An 18,272-nucleotide genomic window follows, 5' to 3' on the forward strand; every position below is an offset into this window, starting at 1 on the left:
TTATTTTTGCTGCGCCCCTTAAGGCTCTACTCCCCAGGCCAGCACACCGTTAATGTACAACGGCACTTTGGTCCAGTCGGTGTAGGAGGTTTTGGACGGATCATAGGAATAGTCTCCAACCTCATTGTAATTGCTCCAGTCGGTTTTGTTGATGCGCAGTTGAATCTCTCCGGTGTTGGCACCTGGAGCCAGACTGCCTGCCCCTGCCGCGAAGGAGACCTCAACGTAATAGTCAGCCCCTGTTACCGCAGGAGTCAGCTTCACAAAGCTTCCTAGCACATTGCCGCCGCCAAGAGTCGCGTAATCCACATTGAATTGCTGCGGCTTGTCCCCATCAATCGTGTAATAATAGCGGAGTTTTACTTTGCTCAAATCTACCGCCGTGGTTCCGTTATTCACAATCCGAAGCTGTGGGCGGAACTGTGAGTCTGTGGCGTTGGTATCCGTTGTACGGTATTGAACTACCAAATTCGCCACTGGCGGCGTAGGTGTAGCCGTTGGTGTTGGTGTGACTGTTGGCGTAGCTGTTGGTGTTGCCGTTGGTGTCGGTGTGACTGTTGGCGTAGCTGTTGGTGTTGGTGTCGGTGTGGCCGATGGCGTTGCCGTTGGTGTTGCTGTAGGCGTTGGTGTAGCACTTGGCGAAGCTGTCGGTGTTGCCGTTGGTATAGGACCGGAGCCCTTGTTGATCAGCCGGTCATATTCGGCATAAGCAGTGGCCATATCCACCTGTGACCAGAACCGGTGGTAGGTGAATTCAGGAGTTCCATTATCCCATGTCTTGGTGACCTTGTTATATGAGCTGTTATACAGACCTTCTAAATAATTCCATTTCGGATCGTTTTTGATATTAGGCAAAATATCGGTATAACTTGCGTATACTCCGTTTCCGCCTTTTGCCGGGTCGGAAGGGACTACAGAATTACCAGGTATAGTGTTTCCTTGACCGGATTTTCCGGTCCAGCCAGCAGGGAAATACACTTCTTTGGTGAAGTAACGGAAATAATCCGCACGTTTCTCTTTTGTGGCAATACCTACGCCATCATTGTAGCCCCATGCCGTATCCAGCAGCGATTTAGCGAGCTGTGTAGCTGTTCCGCCAAGGGCGGTATAGTTACCATTCTCTGCCTTATTCCCTGCAGCAAAGAAAGTAAGGGCCTTAATGTAGCTGCCCAGAACGCCGGTATCCTGGCTCGGATCTTTGGTGACAGCCTTCAGATTGCTGTTGCCGGTGAAGGAACTGAAGCCACTCCAGGTATTTGGCTGGCCATGCCATTCGACATTGCTTGGAACCCAGAACTCGCCGGGTGCAGATACTGTAGCAACCTGAGGGTTGGCTCCGCCCAGAATCCGTTGACCTTGCTCGTTCAGATAATAGCCATCGGAATCTGTTACCGGACGGCTGCCGGCAAAGGTATAATCGCTGGACCAGTCAATCCAGTTCTCGATAGCCCGTTTTGCCATTTTGAAATTGGTCGAGGTGGTATCTCCGCTGGAAGCCAGAATGTAATACAACTCAGCTACCCGCTCCATACTCCATGTCTGCATGCCGAACCAGTTGTTGGACGGAGGATCATGATAGACCGGAGCTTCATCATAGGCCATGCCATAGAAGGTGCTTGTACCGGCTGGATAAGCGCTGTATGAGCCGTTGTAGCTGTTGGTGGCTCCGCCCGCAATGGCTCCTTCTGACGATTGCAGCCAGTTGTAGAATTCAAGCATGCGTGTTAATGATTTGTCCCAATCCTGCCCCGCAGTTGCCGAAGCCGGAATCAGACCGCCATCCGGATTGGAGAGAGCATAAGCAGCGACCACGTTCTGGTAGCCTTGATGAGTGTGGCTCGCGCCAATTCTCCAAGCCCAGTCTCCACTTGAGCCAAGTCCACCGCCCCATGCAGTATACCAGGCCAGCAGATATTGGTTAGAATCCTTACCGGTTCCTGCTACCGGCGTGCCGTTGGACGCGCTTCCAACCTTTTGGAAATACTTATCGTACATGCCGTACCGCAGATAATCGCCCATTTTCTTAGCTTTGTTCAAGTATACGGTATTGGTATAGCCCAGCTCCTTGGCCCAATACATAGCCTGTACAGCACGCGCATCAGCGTCTGTAGCATTGGTGTACCGCCACTGTGCGGCAGGCGTATTATTTTCTTTGGTGAAGAGGCTCATGAAGCCTTCATTACTTTTGCCGAACGTTTTGTTGTCCTGCGAAGGATGCCCCACCGCCTCCCAGACTGACTCCTGCTCGCCCCGCTGGAACGTGTTCACATATGAGGCAGTATGATTAGGATTCAGCAGGTTGCCAAAGCCGTACCAGTTGTCCACATCGACCAGCCAATGCATCAAATAGGTCTGGTTGTCACCATAGGTGGACTTCAACTCGGCATCAATCGGGTCTTTACCCGGAGTATATTTGCCGTTCAGCGGACTTGGATACTGATCCGGCTGCGCGAATTCTGCGGCATAGGTTGCCGGACTGTTCGGGTTGTATTTACTCATGGTCGGCTGCTCCTGCACACCATCGCCTTCATTGATCGGGATGATGTACTTCTCCATGTTGTCCCAGGCAGACTCCAGCTTGGTCCAGTCCCCGGTATGATAGCCATATAGCACTTCAAGCCACATCCAGTAGCTGTATGCCTCCGAGGTAGTCATATGCCCGTAATTGGGCGCTTCGCTAAGCAAGGTCTCCACCGAATGATAAGGAATGCCTTCAGCCGAGAAATAACCGTTCGCCGGGTTTTTTAGCTGGGCATACATTTGCAGAAAACGCGTTTCCTCCACCGAAGCAGCCTTGGCTGTTGCGGGTTTGAAATTAAATAAACTGGTTGAAAGAGAGACTACTAGAATGGCGGATAACACTGCGGATACAGGCTTTTTAATGGATTTCAGTTTCATCTTCTCACGCTTCCTCTCTGGAATGATTATGGTTCCAAGCCCCAAATCAACTTTCCTTCGCGGTACAGTGTGACTTTATTCCAATCAGCGAAGGCTGTCTGAGTGCCGCTGTAGGAATAATCGTTATTCTCGTTATAAGCTGCCCAATCCGTCTTGTTGAAGCGTATCTGAATTTCACCGGTATCTGCTCCTGGAGCAAGGCTGCCGGCACCTGAGGCAAAAGAAATCTCGACATAGGCATCCGCAAGCGCGGTCCCCGGATTCAGCTTGCCAAAGCTGCCGCTCAGATTACCGCTGCCGATCGCAGCGTAGTCGCAATGAAATTCCTGCGGCTTGTCCCCGTCTACGGTGTAATAATACCGGAGCTTAAGCCCGCTGAGATCGACAGCCGCTGTTCCTGTGTTCACGATTCGGAACTGGCTGCGGATTTGTGAGTCACCGGGACTTGTATCATTGGTGCGGTACTGCACACGTAAAGTGCCTGTTGCCGGCGGAGTGGACTCCTTCGGTCGGGCGCTGACCTGTGCGGACGCTGTACTCTCGCCTACACTATTCGAAGCGGTCACTACGTAATAATAGTCCACTCCGTTAACCAGCCCGGTGTCGCTATAGGCCGTCCCTGTTACGGTCCCGATTGCACTATAAGGCCCGCCGTTCACCAGGGAGCGTTTGACGGTATACTGCGCCGCGCCGCTGACAGCGTTCCAGCTCAAGGCCACACTGGCATTGCCGGCTACAGCCTGCACCCCGGATGGATGTGCCGGAACCTGCGGTTCACCGGGATTACCGCCCGATGGCAGCTCTCCATACACTTTAACGCCAGCATCGAACACCGGAATATAGGGGTTCTTCACAGGTGAGGATGCCGTAAGAGCTACGCCCTTGAAGGAAAAGTCGTTCGAGTTGTCCCAGAAGGCCGTATTCAGCGGAGCCGATATCCGGAACTGAATCTCCTTGCGGAAGGCAGACTGCCCGCCGGGATAGATCGGTGTGCCGGTGAAGTCGATTTTCGTATAATAAATATGATTCGCTGCATCGTAAGGCTGCAATTGCGAGACGGTACCGCCCTGGTTGTAGCCTCCCGCTTTGACCGTGATATCCTCAGGCCCATAGCCCGCAGCTACAGCTTCACTTAGATCTACATAGTAATTAAAAGACATCTGGCTGCTGGAGCGTGCCGGCCAGCCCGATCGGTTATTCAGCACCGCACGAATTTCTACAAAGTTGCTGCCGCTGGCATTGACAGAGCTCTCAACAAACATTTCATCCTCAGGTGTTTCTGCATCAGGGAAGTTGGCCAGCGGCTTTTGTCCCTGTCCGTGCAGGATCATCATTTTAGCCAAAGCGCCTGTAAATGCTGAATTGTAATCGGTTGCAACTTCATTCGAAACATAATCACTGATGGTGTCAGTATAGCTGTCGGTCTTGGAAGGACCTCCAACCAGCGCTCCGTAAAGAATATGCCGGTGGTTTGCAGGCGTGGTCTGACTGTCGCTCCACGAACCGTGAGAGGTCCGGTGATGCGGATGCTGCGGCGAATTGCTGCCAAACCCGATAACATAGCTGCTATTTCGCGGATTATCGCCCAGCATATACTTGATTTGCCGCTCGGCGAACGTGCGGGCTGTAGCCTTCTTCGCAGGATCGCTTACCCAATCCGAATAGACAAACGCCAGAAAAGCCTGGTTGGCCGCATACCGCAGCGCTCCCCACTCATCCAGATGCGCAAGTCCGCCAGGAGTATAGGTGACACGGTCGGATGTGCCGTTCACGCCAGTCGTCCAATATTGCATATTCCGTTCAGTGGATTGGATGAACTTGCTGTCACCGGTGATGCGCGACAGCAGCAGCTGAGCGCCATAATGCTTGTCATCCCAGGACTGGGTCCACTGATAGCCCCAATTGCCAGCTTGATTGGTAGACCATGAATCGCTTGCTGCTATGGCCTTGTCCAAATAAGTCTGGTCCTCGGTCGCCAGATACAGCCAAATTCCGCCCCAGCTTAATTCATCCGCATAGCCGCTCCACGATTTGTAATATTGCTGGGCATCGGTAATGGTGTCTGAGTAAGCCCCCCGGTACTTATCGGCAAAATTGTACAACTGCTTCGCATGGAGCAGCAGCTTGTCCGCATAAGCGGGGTCCGAATCCCTGAAGATAATGGATGCCGAAGCAAGCGCCGCTGCGGTCTCTGCAGCCAGATCGGAGCCGGGATGGGCAGCGTCAATCTTGTACGCAGGCCGTGCCATCGGCATGACCTCCGCAGCGCCCCACCAATTGTGATCCGCAGTACCGTTCCCGACCTGTCCCCACAGCTCGTTCGGTGCGGTATGCGCTTTCACAAAATAGTCTGTTGCCCAGCGGATGTTGTCCAGAATCTCATCCAGCTGCCCGGACTGGACATAGCCATCCTTATACTCATAGACCGACCATGCCAGCATCGTGGCAGTGTATGCCATAGGGAAGCCGAATTTGACATGATCTCCCGCATCATACCAGCCTCCGGTCAGATCATGGCCGACATCCGCACCATCCTGCAGACCCGAGTCGCCTCTCCATTTCACACGGTTGTTATCCGGCAGAGCGCCGGACCGCTGGGCCTCATAGAAGTAGATAGATTTCTGCAGTGCCTCTGCATAATTGTAGCTACTTTCCGCAGCCTTGCTCACAGACGGGTGAAATGTAACGCCCGAAACCATTGTGCAAGTTAACATTAAACTCAAGGATAGAATAAGTCCTTGCTTGCCTTTCCTCTTGTTCATCTTAACCCTGCTCCTTTCTCTTCCTCACATTTCGTTTGGATTGAATGGACTTGCTCACGCGCCAATACCTCCCCAGTGCCTAGATTAGACATTTTACTCTGCTAGACTTAACTTTCACCTCCCATATCGATGTTAGGATTATTCATCCTATATACAGATATACCATAAACGGGCGTTTATTGCTATATATTTACATAGAAAAAAAGATGAAATCTGGGCTTATTTGTAAATAAAATTTTCTTTTTCGCTAAATTGCTGTTAAAAAAAGAACCCCTCCTCCGCCAGAGGCAACAGCGCCTCATGCAGCGAATGAGCGGTTCTTCATCGTCTAATCCTTATCTGGTAGGGTTACTGCCCGCGCCGCAAGCCCTGATTGTGGCGGATTTTTGCTTCATTGCCCTGTTCAGTAGCTTCATAGAAGACCTTACGGGCTATCACCTTAGGCAAATAATCCTGCTTCACATAATGGCCGGGAAAATTATGCGGATACTGATAACCCTCGTGTCCGAGCGCTGCCGCGCCTTTATAGTGCGTATCCCGCAGATGCAGCGGCACCTCGGCCGATTTCAGCTCCTCGATGCAGTCCATCACGTTTGCAATCGCCATAACGACGCCATTCGACTTCGGACTCTCGACCGCGAACAGGATGGCCTGGGTGATGTTCAGCCTGGCCTCCGGCCAGCCGTTGTTGCGGTAGGCTTCCAGGGCGCTGACCGCCTGTACCATCGCCTGCGGATTGGCCAGGCCGATATCCTCGCTGCTGGCCGCAATCAGGCGGCGGATGAACGTCATCGGGTCCATACCAAGCTTCTCCACGGCATAGAGGAACCAGAACAGGGCGGCGTCGCTGGAGCCGCGGATGCTTTTGTGAAAAGCCGACAAGACGTCATATTGCGTCGATTCATCGGCTTTGACAATCGGACGGCGGATCGACTCCTCCGCCACTGCAAGCGTAATGTGCACACTGCCATCCGCCTCCGGCGCTGTCGTCATCGCTGCCAGCTCCAGGGCGTTCAGCGCCCGCCGGATGTCGCCATTCGCCATGCCTGCGATATGCTCCAGTGCTTCTTCATCCACTTGCAGCTCCATAAATCCGAGCCCCCGCTTCTCATCAGCCAGTGCTCTCCTCATCGCTATCATACTGTGTGCACTGCTTAAGGATTCTAGCTGGAACAGCGTGGAGCGGCTCATAAGCGCCCCGTTCACATAATGGAACGGATTCTCGGTCGTGGCTCCGATAAAAATAATCGTCCCCTTCTCCACGGCCGGCAGCAGCGCATCCTGGCGGGAGCTGTTGAAGCGGTGCACCTCGTCCAGAAACAGTATCGTCTTCGTGCCATACAGTGATTTATTGTTCTGGGCGCGCTCAATCACCTCGCGCACATCCTTAACCGAAGCCTCCACCGCATTTAGCCGGACAAATTCACCTTGGGTATGATGGGAGATGATATGGGCCAGGGTGGTTTTGCCGCAGCCGGGAGGGCCATAGAGCAGGATGGATGAGACCTGATCGGCTTCAATCGCGCGGCGCAGCAGCTTGCCCGGACCCACAATATGCTCTTGTCCAATATATTCATCGAGATTCTCCGGCCGCATCCGGTCTGCCAGCAGCCGTCCGCTTGCGGGTTCCTCACTGAGTGAAAATAAATCCATTATTCCACTTCCTTGCTGTAATCTTGGGGATAAGAGAAACATTCCTGTTCTCTATCATACCACACTGCATCAGCAATCAAGAAGAAACGCGCCGCCGTTGTCCTCTGCAATTTGAATAAAAAGAGCATGACCTCGCCCTCGTGGCGGGTGCCATGCTCTTTGTTCAAAGTTAAGGCTAGCGGGTCAGCGCCAGCCGCATTTTTGAAATGATTTTGCGGATGCTTTCCTCAGATAAGTGGTATCTCTCCTGCAGCTCGTTCACCGAGCAGCCGCTGCGGTGACTGCAGAAAATCTCCTCATTGCGGTTGGCAATTTCTTGCCGGGAGCCGCTGTTCTCGCCCCATTTTACCCTTTGCTCCGTTTTCTTGGGGATATAAAGCAATTCACCCTGGATGTATCCCTGAAGCTCTTCGAGCAGGCCCGGGGGGAGCACATCCTTTCCATTGACATAGCTCACGCTGTGTTTCCTCCTTCAACAGGTGTGTTCCGTTTAGTCCGTCCACTGCATTGTTAAATACCTTCATGCCACCTGCCTCCTTTCTTCTCCTCAAATTTGGTAAAACCGTAAGTTCATTATATAAAACCCTGTGGTTAGCGTCTACATTCAATGTCATTCCGGCGGGTGTACCGTCCTGGTAACGGCCCTCTCCCGCATCAATTATAAATGATAAGGAGGCCTTTCGGCCTCCCCGTAAATAGGTTTCCGCACTAAGCGGAAACCACCTCGTATACTGAAATCATTTCAATCAGCCTCCTTCCAGAAGTAATCTTGCCCGGCCGGACACTTATTATTAAGCCATAGCTGCGGGCAGGTTACAAGTTCAAGAATAGTTATAATTATTCTTGACCAGCAGGGAGGATACTATTTTTATTCGGATGGGGCTTGATCCGGCCAGCCGGAGGCGGTTCCATCTCCGTCCTGCACATAGGACGGGAGGGCGCTTCCGTACAGCAGCCACAGCTCATGCAGTGCGCGGGTACAGCCTACATACATCAGCTTCGCGTCCCAGGCCGCGGCTCCGTAATGGTCTGAATCGGCATCAGCCAAAATGACTGCGTCGAACTCCAGCCCCTTGGACAGATATACCGGCAGGACGGACAGACCGCCCCTGTATTCGGTCATGCTGCCGTCGATCAGGTGAATATCCTCAAACTGGCCGGCAAGCTCGCCGTACAGCTCGGAGGCTTCCCGCATGCTGCGGGTCAAGACGGCTATCGTGCGGTATTCCCGGCCGGAGAGTGCCTTCAGGGCCGTCCTTACAGCATGGACGCGGACCTCCCCGCCTGCTGCCGCAGCTTTGGGCAGCCCTTCGCCATAAGAAATCAGCCGCACGGGATTTCCGCTGCGGAAGACCGGTACAGCGAGCAGGCTGCTGCCGACACCGGCCGCAAGAATACCGTTGGCAAATTCGATAATCTCCATGGTCGAACGGTAGCTGCGGGTCAACGCGTGGTAAGCCGTATTTTCAGGAGCGAACAGTCTCTGCATCTCTTCCCAGGCATGGACGCCTTTATAAGCATGGATACCCTGCGACAGATCGCCCAGAATGGTAAAGGAGTGTCCTTTGACATACAAATCCAGCACCGCAATCTGAAATGGCGAGAAGTCCTGCGCTTCATCAATTACGATATGGTCAAAGCGGCTGCCGCCCTCATTGCCGTTCAGCAAATAATGAATATACAGCAGCGGCGGCAGATCCTCTTCATGCAGAATGCCTTTTTTGAGGTCCTTGACGGTCATCTTCAGCACTCCCTGCGGAATAAGCTCCGGCGCCTCAGCCGGCCAATCCTCAGGAACCTTCACCGCGCGGAAAAGCTGCTTGTAAATGTTCAGCGGCTCGTATTTCGGCCACTTGGCGCTGTAGGCTTTCTCGCGTGCCGCGCTTTTCTTCTTACGGTCCTTCAGCGCCGCCGCCGAGGGACTCTTCTTCAGCTCCATCTCAATCCAGCGGTGAATCCGCGCCATGACCCGTTCCTTGCGCTTCGCTGGAGGATACGGGGCGTATTCCTCGTTATGCCAGCGCAGAATCATGGACCGGCGCAGTACCGCCCCCTCCCAGGGGCTGAAATCGCCTTCGGGCACCGCCCCGTTCTCCAGCAACCGGATAGCGGACTCGATGATCTCCATAAGGGCAGTCGATCCCTTAAACCGGCCAGGTGTCTCTTCTGTAATCTCCGGCATACCGCCTTCTCTTTCGAACCAGTGGTTCATTGTTTCAGCAGCATTCTGCTCTGGCAGCTCAAGTCCCAGCACACCCGCCGCCCAGTCAGGGAAGGTGCTCTGGGCAATGTTGCCGACCCCAAGCTCGGGCAGCACATCCGAAATATAATCCAGGAACATCCGGTTCGGCGCGAAAATAATCATTTTCTCCGCAGATACCTGATCCTTGTATTGGTACAGCAGGAACGCCAGCCGGTGTAGCGCGACCGTGGTTTTCCCGCTGCCCGCCACGCCCTGGATAATCAGCGCAGTGTTCTTCGCCGCCCGGATAATCTTGTCCTGCTCCTCCTGAATCGTCGAGACGATGTCGCGGAGCCGGTTATCCTTGTTCTCGCCCAGCCGGTAGACGAGGAATTCATCCGATACGGCCGGTCCGTCGCTGTCCCGGTTATACGTATCTGCTACCCTCTCCAGAATCTGCTTGCGGATCACCACGTTGCGCTTCAGGTACACCAGCCCTTCGATCAGCCCCTCTGGGGCTTCATAGGAGGCTGGCTCCGTACCGCCGGTAAACGAATAGAACAGGCTCGCTACCGGAGCGCGCCAGTCAATCACCAGCGGACGGTCGCTTACCTGTTCCCGGTCCACACCGATTTTACCGATGTAGAGCGCTTTGCGGTCATCCTCATCTGTACCCTGAAAATCAAGCCGTCCAAAATATGGCTCCTGCCGCAGCTTGGCAAGGTCTTTGCGCCGCTGCTCCCTTGAGGCCTCCAGCGCCTGCTCCGTATAATCGTGCCCTGTGTACACCGGAATGCTGCGCAGTCTCTCAAGCACCGTGTCAATCTCTGTAAGCGTGCTGTTTAGCCTGTCTTCTTCCTCTTGATAGGCACTTTGAAAGTTGTCCTCCAATTTCAGTTACCTCCTAAAAGTTTTGTATGCATACGCCTGGTCTATATCAGTTGAACTATAGATTTTCATATTAGGGTCTGGTCGTAACTGCAGAGAATGTTTGGACTTCCGGCCGCTGTTGTCTCCAGATGTTTTGGATTGTACCGCTTATAGCGGATAACATCCGGAGACAAAGGCGGTCGCTGACGCTCCTACAGTTCCAAACTTCTCCTCCGTCACTTCTGCCCTTTTTATGTTTTCTTTAGTTCAACGGATAGCATCCAGCAGGTGTATGCCACTGATTTGCCTCGTGTAAGACTGGCTTCACTCACACAAAAAGGATATTTATTATATCACAGCAGAGCACGAAATGCCATATCTTTCAAGCTACATATTTCGACATAAATTATCATCCCATAAAAGCATGCAGCGCAAAGTTAGCTACGAACAGACCGGCAATTCCGTACAGCGCGGGCGGAACATCCTTGCCTTTGCCCATAGCCAGCTTAACAATCGGATAGGTGATGAAGCCAAACGCCATACCGTCCACAATACTGTAGGTGAACGGAATCATTACCATGATCAGAAAGGCGGGGAACAGCTCGGTCATGTCGCTCAGATCCATCTCGCGCACATTCTGCACCATCAGGCCGCCGATCACAATCAGAATCGGCGCAATCGCGCTGTCCGGCACATAGGCCAGCAGAGGAATGAACAGGAACGTGGCCCCGAACAGGAGGCCGGTGACCAGCGAGGTCAGGCCGGAGCGCCCCCCTGCGGCAATCCCAGCCGTAGACTCGGCAGCCGCAACCACAGGGCTGCTGCCGAACAGACCGGCGGCGATATTGGCAATGGAGAGCGCCCGCAGGCTGCTTTTGAAGCGTTCGGGACGGCCTGACATCAGCGTCTGGGATGAGATCAGGCCGATATTTTCAAACACGACAATCAGCAGCAGCAGAAATACAGCAATCCAGAAGACCAGGCTGACGATTCTGCTCCAGTCCATCCCGGCGAACACATCGCCATAGCCTGTGAACACGTGTCCAGAATCCGTATTTTCCGGCACCTTGGCTGCTCCCAGCAAATAGGCGAGTCCTGTACCTACCAGCATGCTGATCAGCAGCCCGCCGCGTGTCCCACGGATGAATAGCACAAGCGCCAGAATCAGGGTCACACAGGAGGTAATAACCGCCGGATCACTGAAATGCCCAATCGCGACAAAGGTCGTCCGATGGGCGATTACAATCCCGCTTTTTTGCAGACCGATAAACGTCAAAAACAGCCCGATTCCGACAGTAATCGCATGCTGCATATTATGGGGAATCGCCTCGCTTAAGATCCGGTACAGGGAAGTAAACGCGACAATGGCGAACAGCACTCCCGTCACTATTACCACCGCAAGCGCTTCGCGCCAATCCAGCTTCATGGAATGCACAAGCGTATAGGTGAAAAAAGCGTTAATGCCCATGCCCGGCACGACGATAATCGGCGTTTTGCCGCCAAAAGCCATGAGCAGGCAGCCGGTGACTGCCGTCAGCAGCGTAGCCACCATCCCTGCCCGCAGCGGCATCCCCGCATCATGCAGAATCGCTGCGTTAACCATTACAATATATACTGAAGCAAAATAGGACAGGATGCCTGCGGCCCATTCCTGTTTCCAGTTATCACCCGGCTCCAGGCCTACGCTATTTCGCCAAATCTTCGATTTCATTTTGCAACCTCCACTGATTTTGAGTTCCTCCGGCGGTATCTTTTCGATAAGACCTTTGTCTTTCCGCAGCCGCAATAAAAGGGCGTAGCAGCCGGATAAAGCTGTACGCCCTTGTGTCCTGTGTTCTTAGCCGATGCTATTTATCTGAAGGATTCTTCCGGCCCAGCAGGAGCTTCTCTACAGTCTGAACAATACGCGAGGCACGCGTTTCTTCCCGCTTGGCTTCCATAATCCAGGTGATATAAGCTTTACGGTGTGAAGGGGCGAGTGCGGCAAAAAAGCTCTCCGCCGCCTCATTCTTCTTCAGCGCCTCCAGCAGATCCTCTAGAACAGGAAGCACCGCTGCCGCAGGCTTCTTAGCAGCCGAGGGGGCTCCCGAGCCGCTGCGGCGTGTCGTAGCTCCAAGCGGACGGAACCGCATCGCCGACCAGGTCTCGTCAACCGATACCAGCGATACTCCTTCAAAGCCCGCAGCTTTTACGCTATCCCAGCCCTTGTCCCGGCTGAGATCGGTCTTGAGCCCGCAGCTTCCCTTCGGATAACATAACCACAACAGGCCGTCCGGACGGATGGCGCTAAGGGCAACAGGTCCATATTGCTCCAGTTCTTTCACAGTTGCTGCGAACAATTGCACGTAATCATACGTCCCCTTGAGGCCGGAATTATACTCTGCAGCCCTGGCTTCAAGGCCCAACTCCTGCAAATACCCTTCTGGCGGCTGCAGCACGAGTACACTCCCGCCCTGCGGTAAGCGAAGCTTCTTGATCAGCGCGTCATTCATACCCTGATTCCGCCAGCCTCCAACAGATCACGCACGGTGACGCTGACCATGATGAGGCCGACTACCGGCGGCACGAACGAGTTGCTGGCTGGCGGCTGCTTCGCTTTGCGCCGGTCCGGCGCATTGGCAGGGACGATCTGTTCCGTAACATCCTCACGCGGCTTCACCGGCTGTTCGGTTGAGAAGACAACCTTTATCCCCTTCTTGATGCCTTCCTTGCGCAGCTTCTGGCGGATCACCCGGGCAATCGGGTCCATGCTGGTCTTGGAAATGTCGGCCACCTGGAAGCGGGTCGGGTCCATTTTGTTAGCTGCGCCCATGCTTGAAATCATCGGGATTCCCCGGGACAGACATTCCTTCATCAGATGAATTTTGTAGATAATCGTATCCGAAGCATCAATTACGAAATCCAGCTTGTACTTGAAAAGCTCCTCATACGTTTCTTCCGTATAGAACATATTCAGCGCAATTGCTTCGCATTCCGGATTGATCAGCTTGATGCGTTCGACCATCAGATCCGTTTTGTTCTGGCCTATGGTGGTTGTGAGCGCATGAAGCTGGCGGTTGATGTTGGTGATGTCTACCGAATCCTTGTCGATGAGGATAATGCGGCCAATCCCGGTGCGGGCAAGGGCCTCAACCGCCATCGCGCCCACACCGCCGATCCCGAGCACGGCTACTGTGCTGTTCTTCATAATCTCCAGACCTTCCGGTCCAATCGCCAGCTCTGTTCGCGAGAACTGATGCAGCATGATGTACAGCCTCCTAAAAGTTTTGTAGCGTATGCTTCCTGAATTTAGCTTCGTACAAACCTCACTTCGGAAGCATACGCCTTTAGTCTTGTAAGCATCTAAAAGCTTACGGAGCAGGCAACCCGCTCCGTAAGCCAAATATAATTTATTGCTTTACTTTTTCCGGTTTTGGAGCCAACTTGATGTGAAGCTGCTCCAACTGCGCGGCATCAACCGGTGCCGGAGCGTCCATCAACAGGTCGGTTGCACTCGCTGTTTTCGGGAAAGCAATGGTTTCCCGCAGGTTCGTGCGGCCGGCAAGCAGCATCACCAGGCGGTCGAAGCCGAAGGCAATCCCGCCATGCGGAGGAGTGCCGTATTCGAAGGCATCCAGCAGATAGCCGAATTTCTCGTAAGCTACCTCAGTTGTGAAGCCAAGCGCATCGAACATTTTCTCCTGTACGTCGCGTTTGTAGATACGCTGGGAACCGCCGCCTACCTCATAGCCGTTAAGCACGATATCGTAGGCTTGCGCACGAATGGCTCCAGGATTGGTCTCGAACAGGTGCAGGTCTTCGTCCATTGGGCGGGTGAACGGATGATGTTCCGCCACAAAACGCTTCTGGTCTTCATCATAGCTGAGCAGCGGGAATTCGGTTACCCAGGCGAATTTGAATACACTGTCGTCGATCAGTCCAAGCTGGCGGCCAATCTTCAGGCGCAGCGCCCCAAGAACATCAGCGACTACCTTCTTATTATCAGCGGAGAAGAGCAAGAGGTCGCCTTCTTCGGCGCCTGTGCGCTCCTTCACGGCTGCAATCTCTTCTTCAGTGAAGAATTTAACGATTGGCCCCTTGAATTCGCCGTCCTTCACTTGAATCCAGGCCAGACCCTTCGCGCCGTAACGCGCAGCATAAGGTCCCAGATCGTCAATCTCCTTACGGGTCCAGGTGCCGCAGCCTTTGGCGTTGAGGCATTTGACCTCTCCGCCTTTTTCGATGACAGAGGCGAAGACCTTCACACCGCTTGAGGCTACGATATCATTCATTTCCACCAGCTCCAGGCCAAAGCGCAGGTCCGGCTTATCCGAGCCGTATTTGCCCATGGCTTCGGCGTAGGTCAGGCGCTGGAACGGAACAGCAACCTCGACGCCAATCGTTTCCTTCAGCAGCCGCTGCATAAGAGTCTCCATCATCGACAGCAGCTCATCCTGAGGCATGAACGAGGTCTCGATATCGAACTGGGTGAATTCCGGCTGGCGGTCAGCGCGCAGATCCTCATCGCGGAAGCAGCGGGCCATCTGGTAGTAGCGCTCGATACCGCCCACCATCAGGAGCTGCTTGTAAATTTGCGGCGACTGCGGAAGCCCGAAAAATTCACCTTCATGCACCCGGCTTGGCACCAGATAATCGCGTGCGCCTTCCGGCGAGCTTTTGGTCAGAATCGGAGTTTCAATATCAATGAAGCCTTCGCTGTCCAGGAAGTCGCGGAAAATCTTCGCCGCTTTGGAACGGAGCAGCATCGTCTTGTACATTTCCGGACGGCGCAGATCCAGGTAACGGTATTTCATGCGCAGGGACTCATCCACTTCCACGCCATCTTCGATGAAGAACGGCGGCGTTTTAGCGGCATTCAGCACTTCGATATTTGTAATCTGCACTTCGATTTCACCAGTCGGCAGATTGGGGTTGATCGTTTCATCATCTCTTTTTACAACTTTACCCGTAACGGCAAGCACATATTCACTGCGCACCTTGTCGGCAATCTGCAGCGCTTCGCCGGAATAGTCCGGGTTGAACACGATTTGCACTATTCCGCTGCGGTCACGCAGGTCAATAAACAGTACGCCCCCAAGGTCGCGGCGGGTCTGCACCCAGCCGTTAAGAGTTACAGTCTCGCCGATATGCCCAGTCGTCAGTTGTCCACAGTGATGGCTTCTAGTCATTATTTATCTACCCCTTCATGGTTAAAATACTTGTGTTATCGCTAACCCTGCTTATCACATCAGTAACGAATCTTAATCCAGCGCGGATGCCAGCTCTTCGAGCTTGACCGTCCGTTGTTCGCCTGTGGCCATAGATTTCAGGGCAATGACGCCGCTATTCAGTTCGTCTTCACCAAGAATTGCGGTATACCGCGCATTCAGCCGGTCTGCCGATTTCATCTGCGCCTTCATTTTGCGTCCAAGGTAATCACGTTCCACAGAGTATCCCAGGCTGCGCAGAATGAACAGTTGCTTCGTAATCTCCAAATCCGCCGCTTCACCAAGAGCGACAAAATACACATCAAGCGGCTTCTCCGTCGGCAGCTCCACACCCTGATTCTCCAGAATCAGCAGAAGCCGCTCCAGTCCGATCCCGAACCCAATGCCCGGCTGATCCGGCCCGCCGATTTCTTCCACCAGACCGTTGTACCGGCCGCCGCCGCCAACTGTATCAATAGAGCCAATGCCTGCCGCCTTATATTCAAACGCTGTATGCGTGTAATAATCAAGACCGCGTACCAGACGGGGGTTAATGCTGTATTCCACACCCATCACGTCCAGATGCGCTTTGACCTTTTCAAAATGTGCGGTGCATTCCTCATCCAGACTGTCGAGAATGGACGGCGCACCGCCAAATTTATCCTGATCCACCTTGCAGTCGAGCACCCGCAGCGGATTGCGTTCCATCCGGCGCTGGCAGTCGCTGCAGAGGGTATCTCTCATCGGCCGCAGGAAGTTCAGCAGCTTCTCGCGGTAAGCCGCACGGCTTGGCGCATTGCCGACAGAATTCAGCTCCACCTTGACATCCTTCAGACCCAAATCCTTGTAGAACTGATACCCCATCGAGACCACTTCGGCATCAATTGCCGGGTCCACCGCTCCAAAAGCTTCAATCCCGAACTGATGGAACTGACGGTATCTTCCTGCCTGCGGGCGTTCATAGCGGAACATCGGTCCGATATAATACAGCTTGCTGACATCCGGTTCGCCATACAGCTTGTTCTGAACGTAGGCACGCACAACGCCGGCTGTTCCTTCCGGACGCAGCGCCAGATCGCGGTCTCCCTTATCCTTGAAGGTATACATCTCGCCTTCCACAATGTCCGTTGTTTCTCCTACACCGCGTTCAAACAGCCCGGTATGCTCGAACAATGGTGTGCGAATCTCCCGGTAATTGAAGCGGCGGCACAGCTCTCTCGCCTTGCTCTCAACGTATTGCCATTTCTCCACTGCACCTGGAAGCACATCCTGTGTGCCCATAGGTTTCTCGAATCTTTCTTTAGCCACAGCCTATCCCTCCTGAAAATAACAAAAAATCCCTCGTTCCTGTTCATTACAAACAGGGACGAGGGATTATCATAACCAATAATTCACCCGTGGTGCCACCCACATTCCGGATTCAAGCAAACTGCCTTAAATCCGCTCAAAGCGGTTAACGCCCGCCTACGCGCATCGGCTACTAACCTGCGGCAATTCTGAATTGCCTGCTTTCGCCGTGCGTTCTCGGGGAAGTCATTCGTCCGTTCATCAACAGAATCCTTACAGCCAGGGCGGAAACGGTACGCGTCCTTCCAATGGACGAAAACCGGTTCAGCGGGGATTCCTCTCTGGGGTTGTGGGTTACGGAGTACTTGGTCCCGTCATCAAAACAATATAACATACCGTATACTGTTAGATTCTACTGAACCACTGCGCTAAAGTCAAGAATTGAAATGAAATTGGTGGCGCGAAACTTGTAAATAATTATCGTTCAAAAAAAATGACCTGCAGCCGATTGCTGCAGGTCCATCATCATATATTATAAAAAAGGGGGTCATGCTTCTATTATATTCAGGCTATATTAAGGAATCATGAATGTAATATTACGGTTGTATTACAGAAAAGAAAGCGTTTTATTTTTTGGGACATTCCCCAGTCCTAGATCCACAAATTACTTTACACTACAACATTATTCTCTGTCCAGAGATTTCATTCAACATTTTTCAGCTCAAGGGTAAAAATCAAGCTCCTGGCGACCTGTGCAGGTCAGCAGAAGCTTATGCATTCCTTCCTATTCTTCAAAAATCTCCACAATAGCACGCTTGCCGCGCAAAATTTCAACAACCTCATTCTGCTTCTCTTCCGGCACTTTAAGTGCCATCACATAATGCAGATCGTCCGGCCCCCGGTCAGCCGCATCCATTACGCTGCTATTGCCGAAATCATCGTCCACGTTGATTCCCGGCACAATTACCGCTCCTGGAAGCAGACCTGCTGCTCCCGCAACCCCAAACGACTGCCCGGCCATCGCTGAAGTGTTGTAAGGGACAAGCGGCAGCAAAATATTGCGCCCGCGATGATCGCCCTTATCCAAAGGATCAGTCAATGCGGATACTTCAATGTCCGTCACACCAAAAGGTATCAGCGCCGTCTTCGCGCCTTCCGCTTCATCTTCGTTCTCGAAATACGCCTGAATTCTCTGAGTCATGTCCGTTCCCTCCTGTTAGTCAATAATAAAGCAGCCGCACCGCACTTGGTTTAGCTTCGCGGCAGGAGACTGCGGCTTTTTCCCTTCAATACATGAAGCTCCCGCTTGTCTTCGGCCCCTTTGGCCGCCGCCGAGGCTTCGTGACAACAGCCAACACTGTACGCCGGAATGCTCATCCATGCCCAGGCTTTTTGTGAATGTCTCATGTCAGGCCCCCACATGACGCGAATGAT

Annotated in this window: 12 protein-coding genes; all 12 read right to left on the reverse strand. The window is 53.2% G+C overall.

The genetic code is table 11. From position 1 onward, the window contains the following. Positions 1-18: 18 nt before the first annotated feature. Complete coding sequence (locus ACX1DY_RS08865; protein WP_458963812.1) at positions 19-2,898, reverse strand: glycoside hydrolase family 48 protein; 2,880 nt, start codon at positions 2,896-2,898, stop codon at positions 19-21. 26 nt (positions 2,899-2,924) lie between these two features. After that, a complete protein-coding gene (locus tag ACX1DY_RS08870; protein ID WP_458963813.1) occupies positions 2,925-5,660 on the reverse strand; it encodes a glycoside hydrolase family 9 protein in 2,736 nt (911 codons plus the stop codon). A gap of 348 nt (positions 5,661-6,008) precedes the next feature. Continuing rightward, positions 6,009-7,313: a replication-associated recombination protein A gene (locus ACX1DY_RS08875; protein ID WP_458963814.1), complete on the reverse strand. Its 1,305-nt coding sequence runs from the start codon at positions 7,311-7,313 to the stop codon at positions 6,009-6,011. A 175-nt stretch (positions 7,314-7,488) separates the two neighbouring features. After that, positions 7,489-7,770, reverse strand: coding sequence for a CD3324 family protein (locus ACX1DY_RS08880; protein WP_019909096.1), 282 nt, complete (start codon positions 7,768-7,770; stop codon positions 7,489-7,491). A gap of 411 nt (positions 7,771-8,181) precedes the next feature. Next, on the reverse strand, positions 8,182-10,386 hold the full coding sequence (locus tag ACX1DY_RS08885; RefSeq protein WP_458963815.1) for a HelD family protein: 2,205 nt from the start codon (positions 10,384-10,386) through the stop codon (positions 8,182-8,184). Positions 10,387-10,774: 388 nt separating this feature from the next. Next, positions 10,775-12,076, reverse strand: a complete 1,302-nt coding sequence (locus tag ACX1DY_RS08890; RefSeq protein WP_458963816.1) for an NCS2 family permease — start codon at positions 12,074-12,076, stop codon at positions 10,775-10,777. Positions 12,077-12,212: 136 nt separating this feature from the next. Beyond that, complete coding sequence (locus tag ACX1DY_RS08895; protein ID WP_458963817.1) at positions 12,213-12,857, reverse strand: YdeI/OmpD-associated family protein; 645 nt, start codon at positions 12,855-12,857, stop codon at positions 12,213-12,215. Next, positions 12,854-13,609: a tRNA threonylcarbamoyladenosine dehydratase gene (locus ACX1DY_RS08900; RefSeq protein WP_458963818.1), complete on the reverse strand. Its 756-nt coding sequence runs from the start codon at positions 13,607-13,609 to the stop codon at positions 12,854-12,856. The genes ACX1DY_RS08895 and ACX1DY_RS08900 overlap by 4 nt, the downstream gene beginning before the upstream one ends. A 145-nt stretch (positions 13,610-13,754) precedes the next feature. Further along, on the reverse strand, positions 13,755-15,533 hold the full coding sequence (gene aspS, locus ACX1DY_RS08905; RefSeq protein ID WP_458963819.1) for an aspartate--tRNA ligase: 1,779 nt from the start codon (positions 15,531-15,533) through the stop codon (positions 13,755-13,757). 72 nt (positions 15,534-15,605) lie between these two features. Continuing rightward, positions 15,606-16,832, reverse strand: coding sequence for a histidine--tRNA ligase (gene hisS, locus ACX1DY_RS08910; RefSeq protein WP_458963929.1), 1,227 nt, complete (start codon positions 16,830-16,832; stop codon positions 15,606-15,608). Positions 16,833-17,622: 790 nt separating this feature from the next. Next, a complete protein-coding gene (locus tag ACX1DY_RS08915) occupies positions 17,623-18,039 on the reverse strand; it encodes a hypothetical protein (protein ID WP_458963820.1) in 417 nt (138 codons plus the stop codon). Between the two features lie 50 nt (positions 18,040-18,089). Further along, positions 18,090-18,245: a hypothetical protein gene (locus tag ACX1DY_RS08920; protein WP_458963821.1), complete on the reverse strand. Its 156-nt coding sequence runs from the start codon at positions 18,243-18,245 to the stop codon at positions 18,090-18,092. Between the last annotated feature and the right edge of the window lie 27 nt (positions 18,246-18,272).

The sequence above is a fragment of the Paenibacillus sp. BAC0078 genome (genome assembly GCF_054483875.1).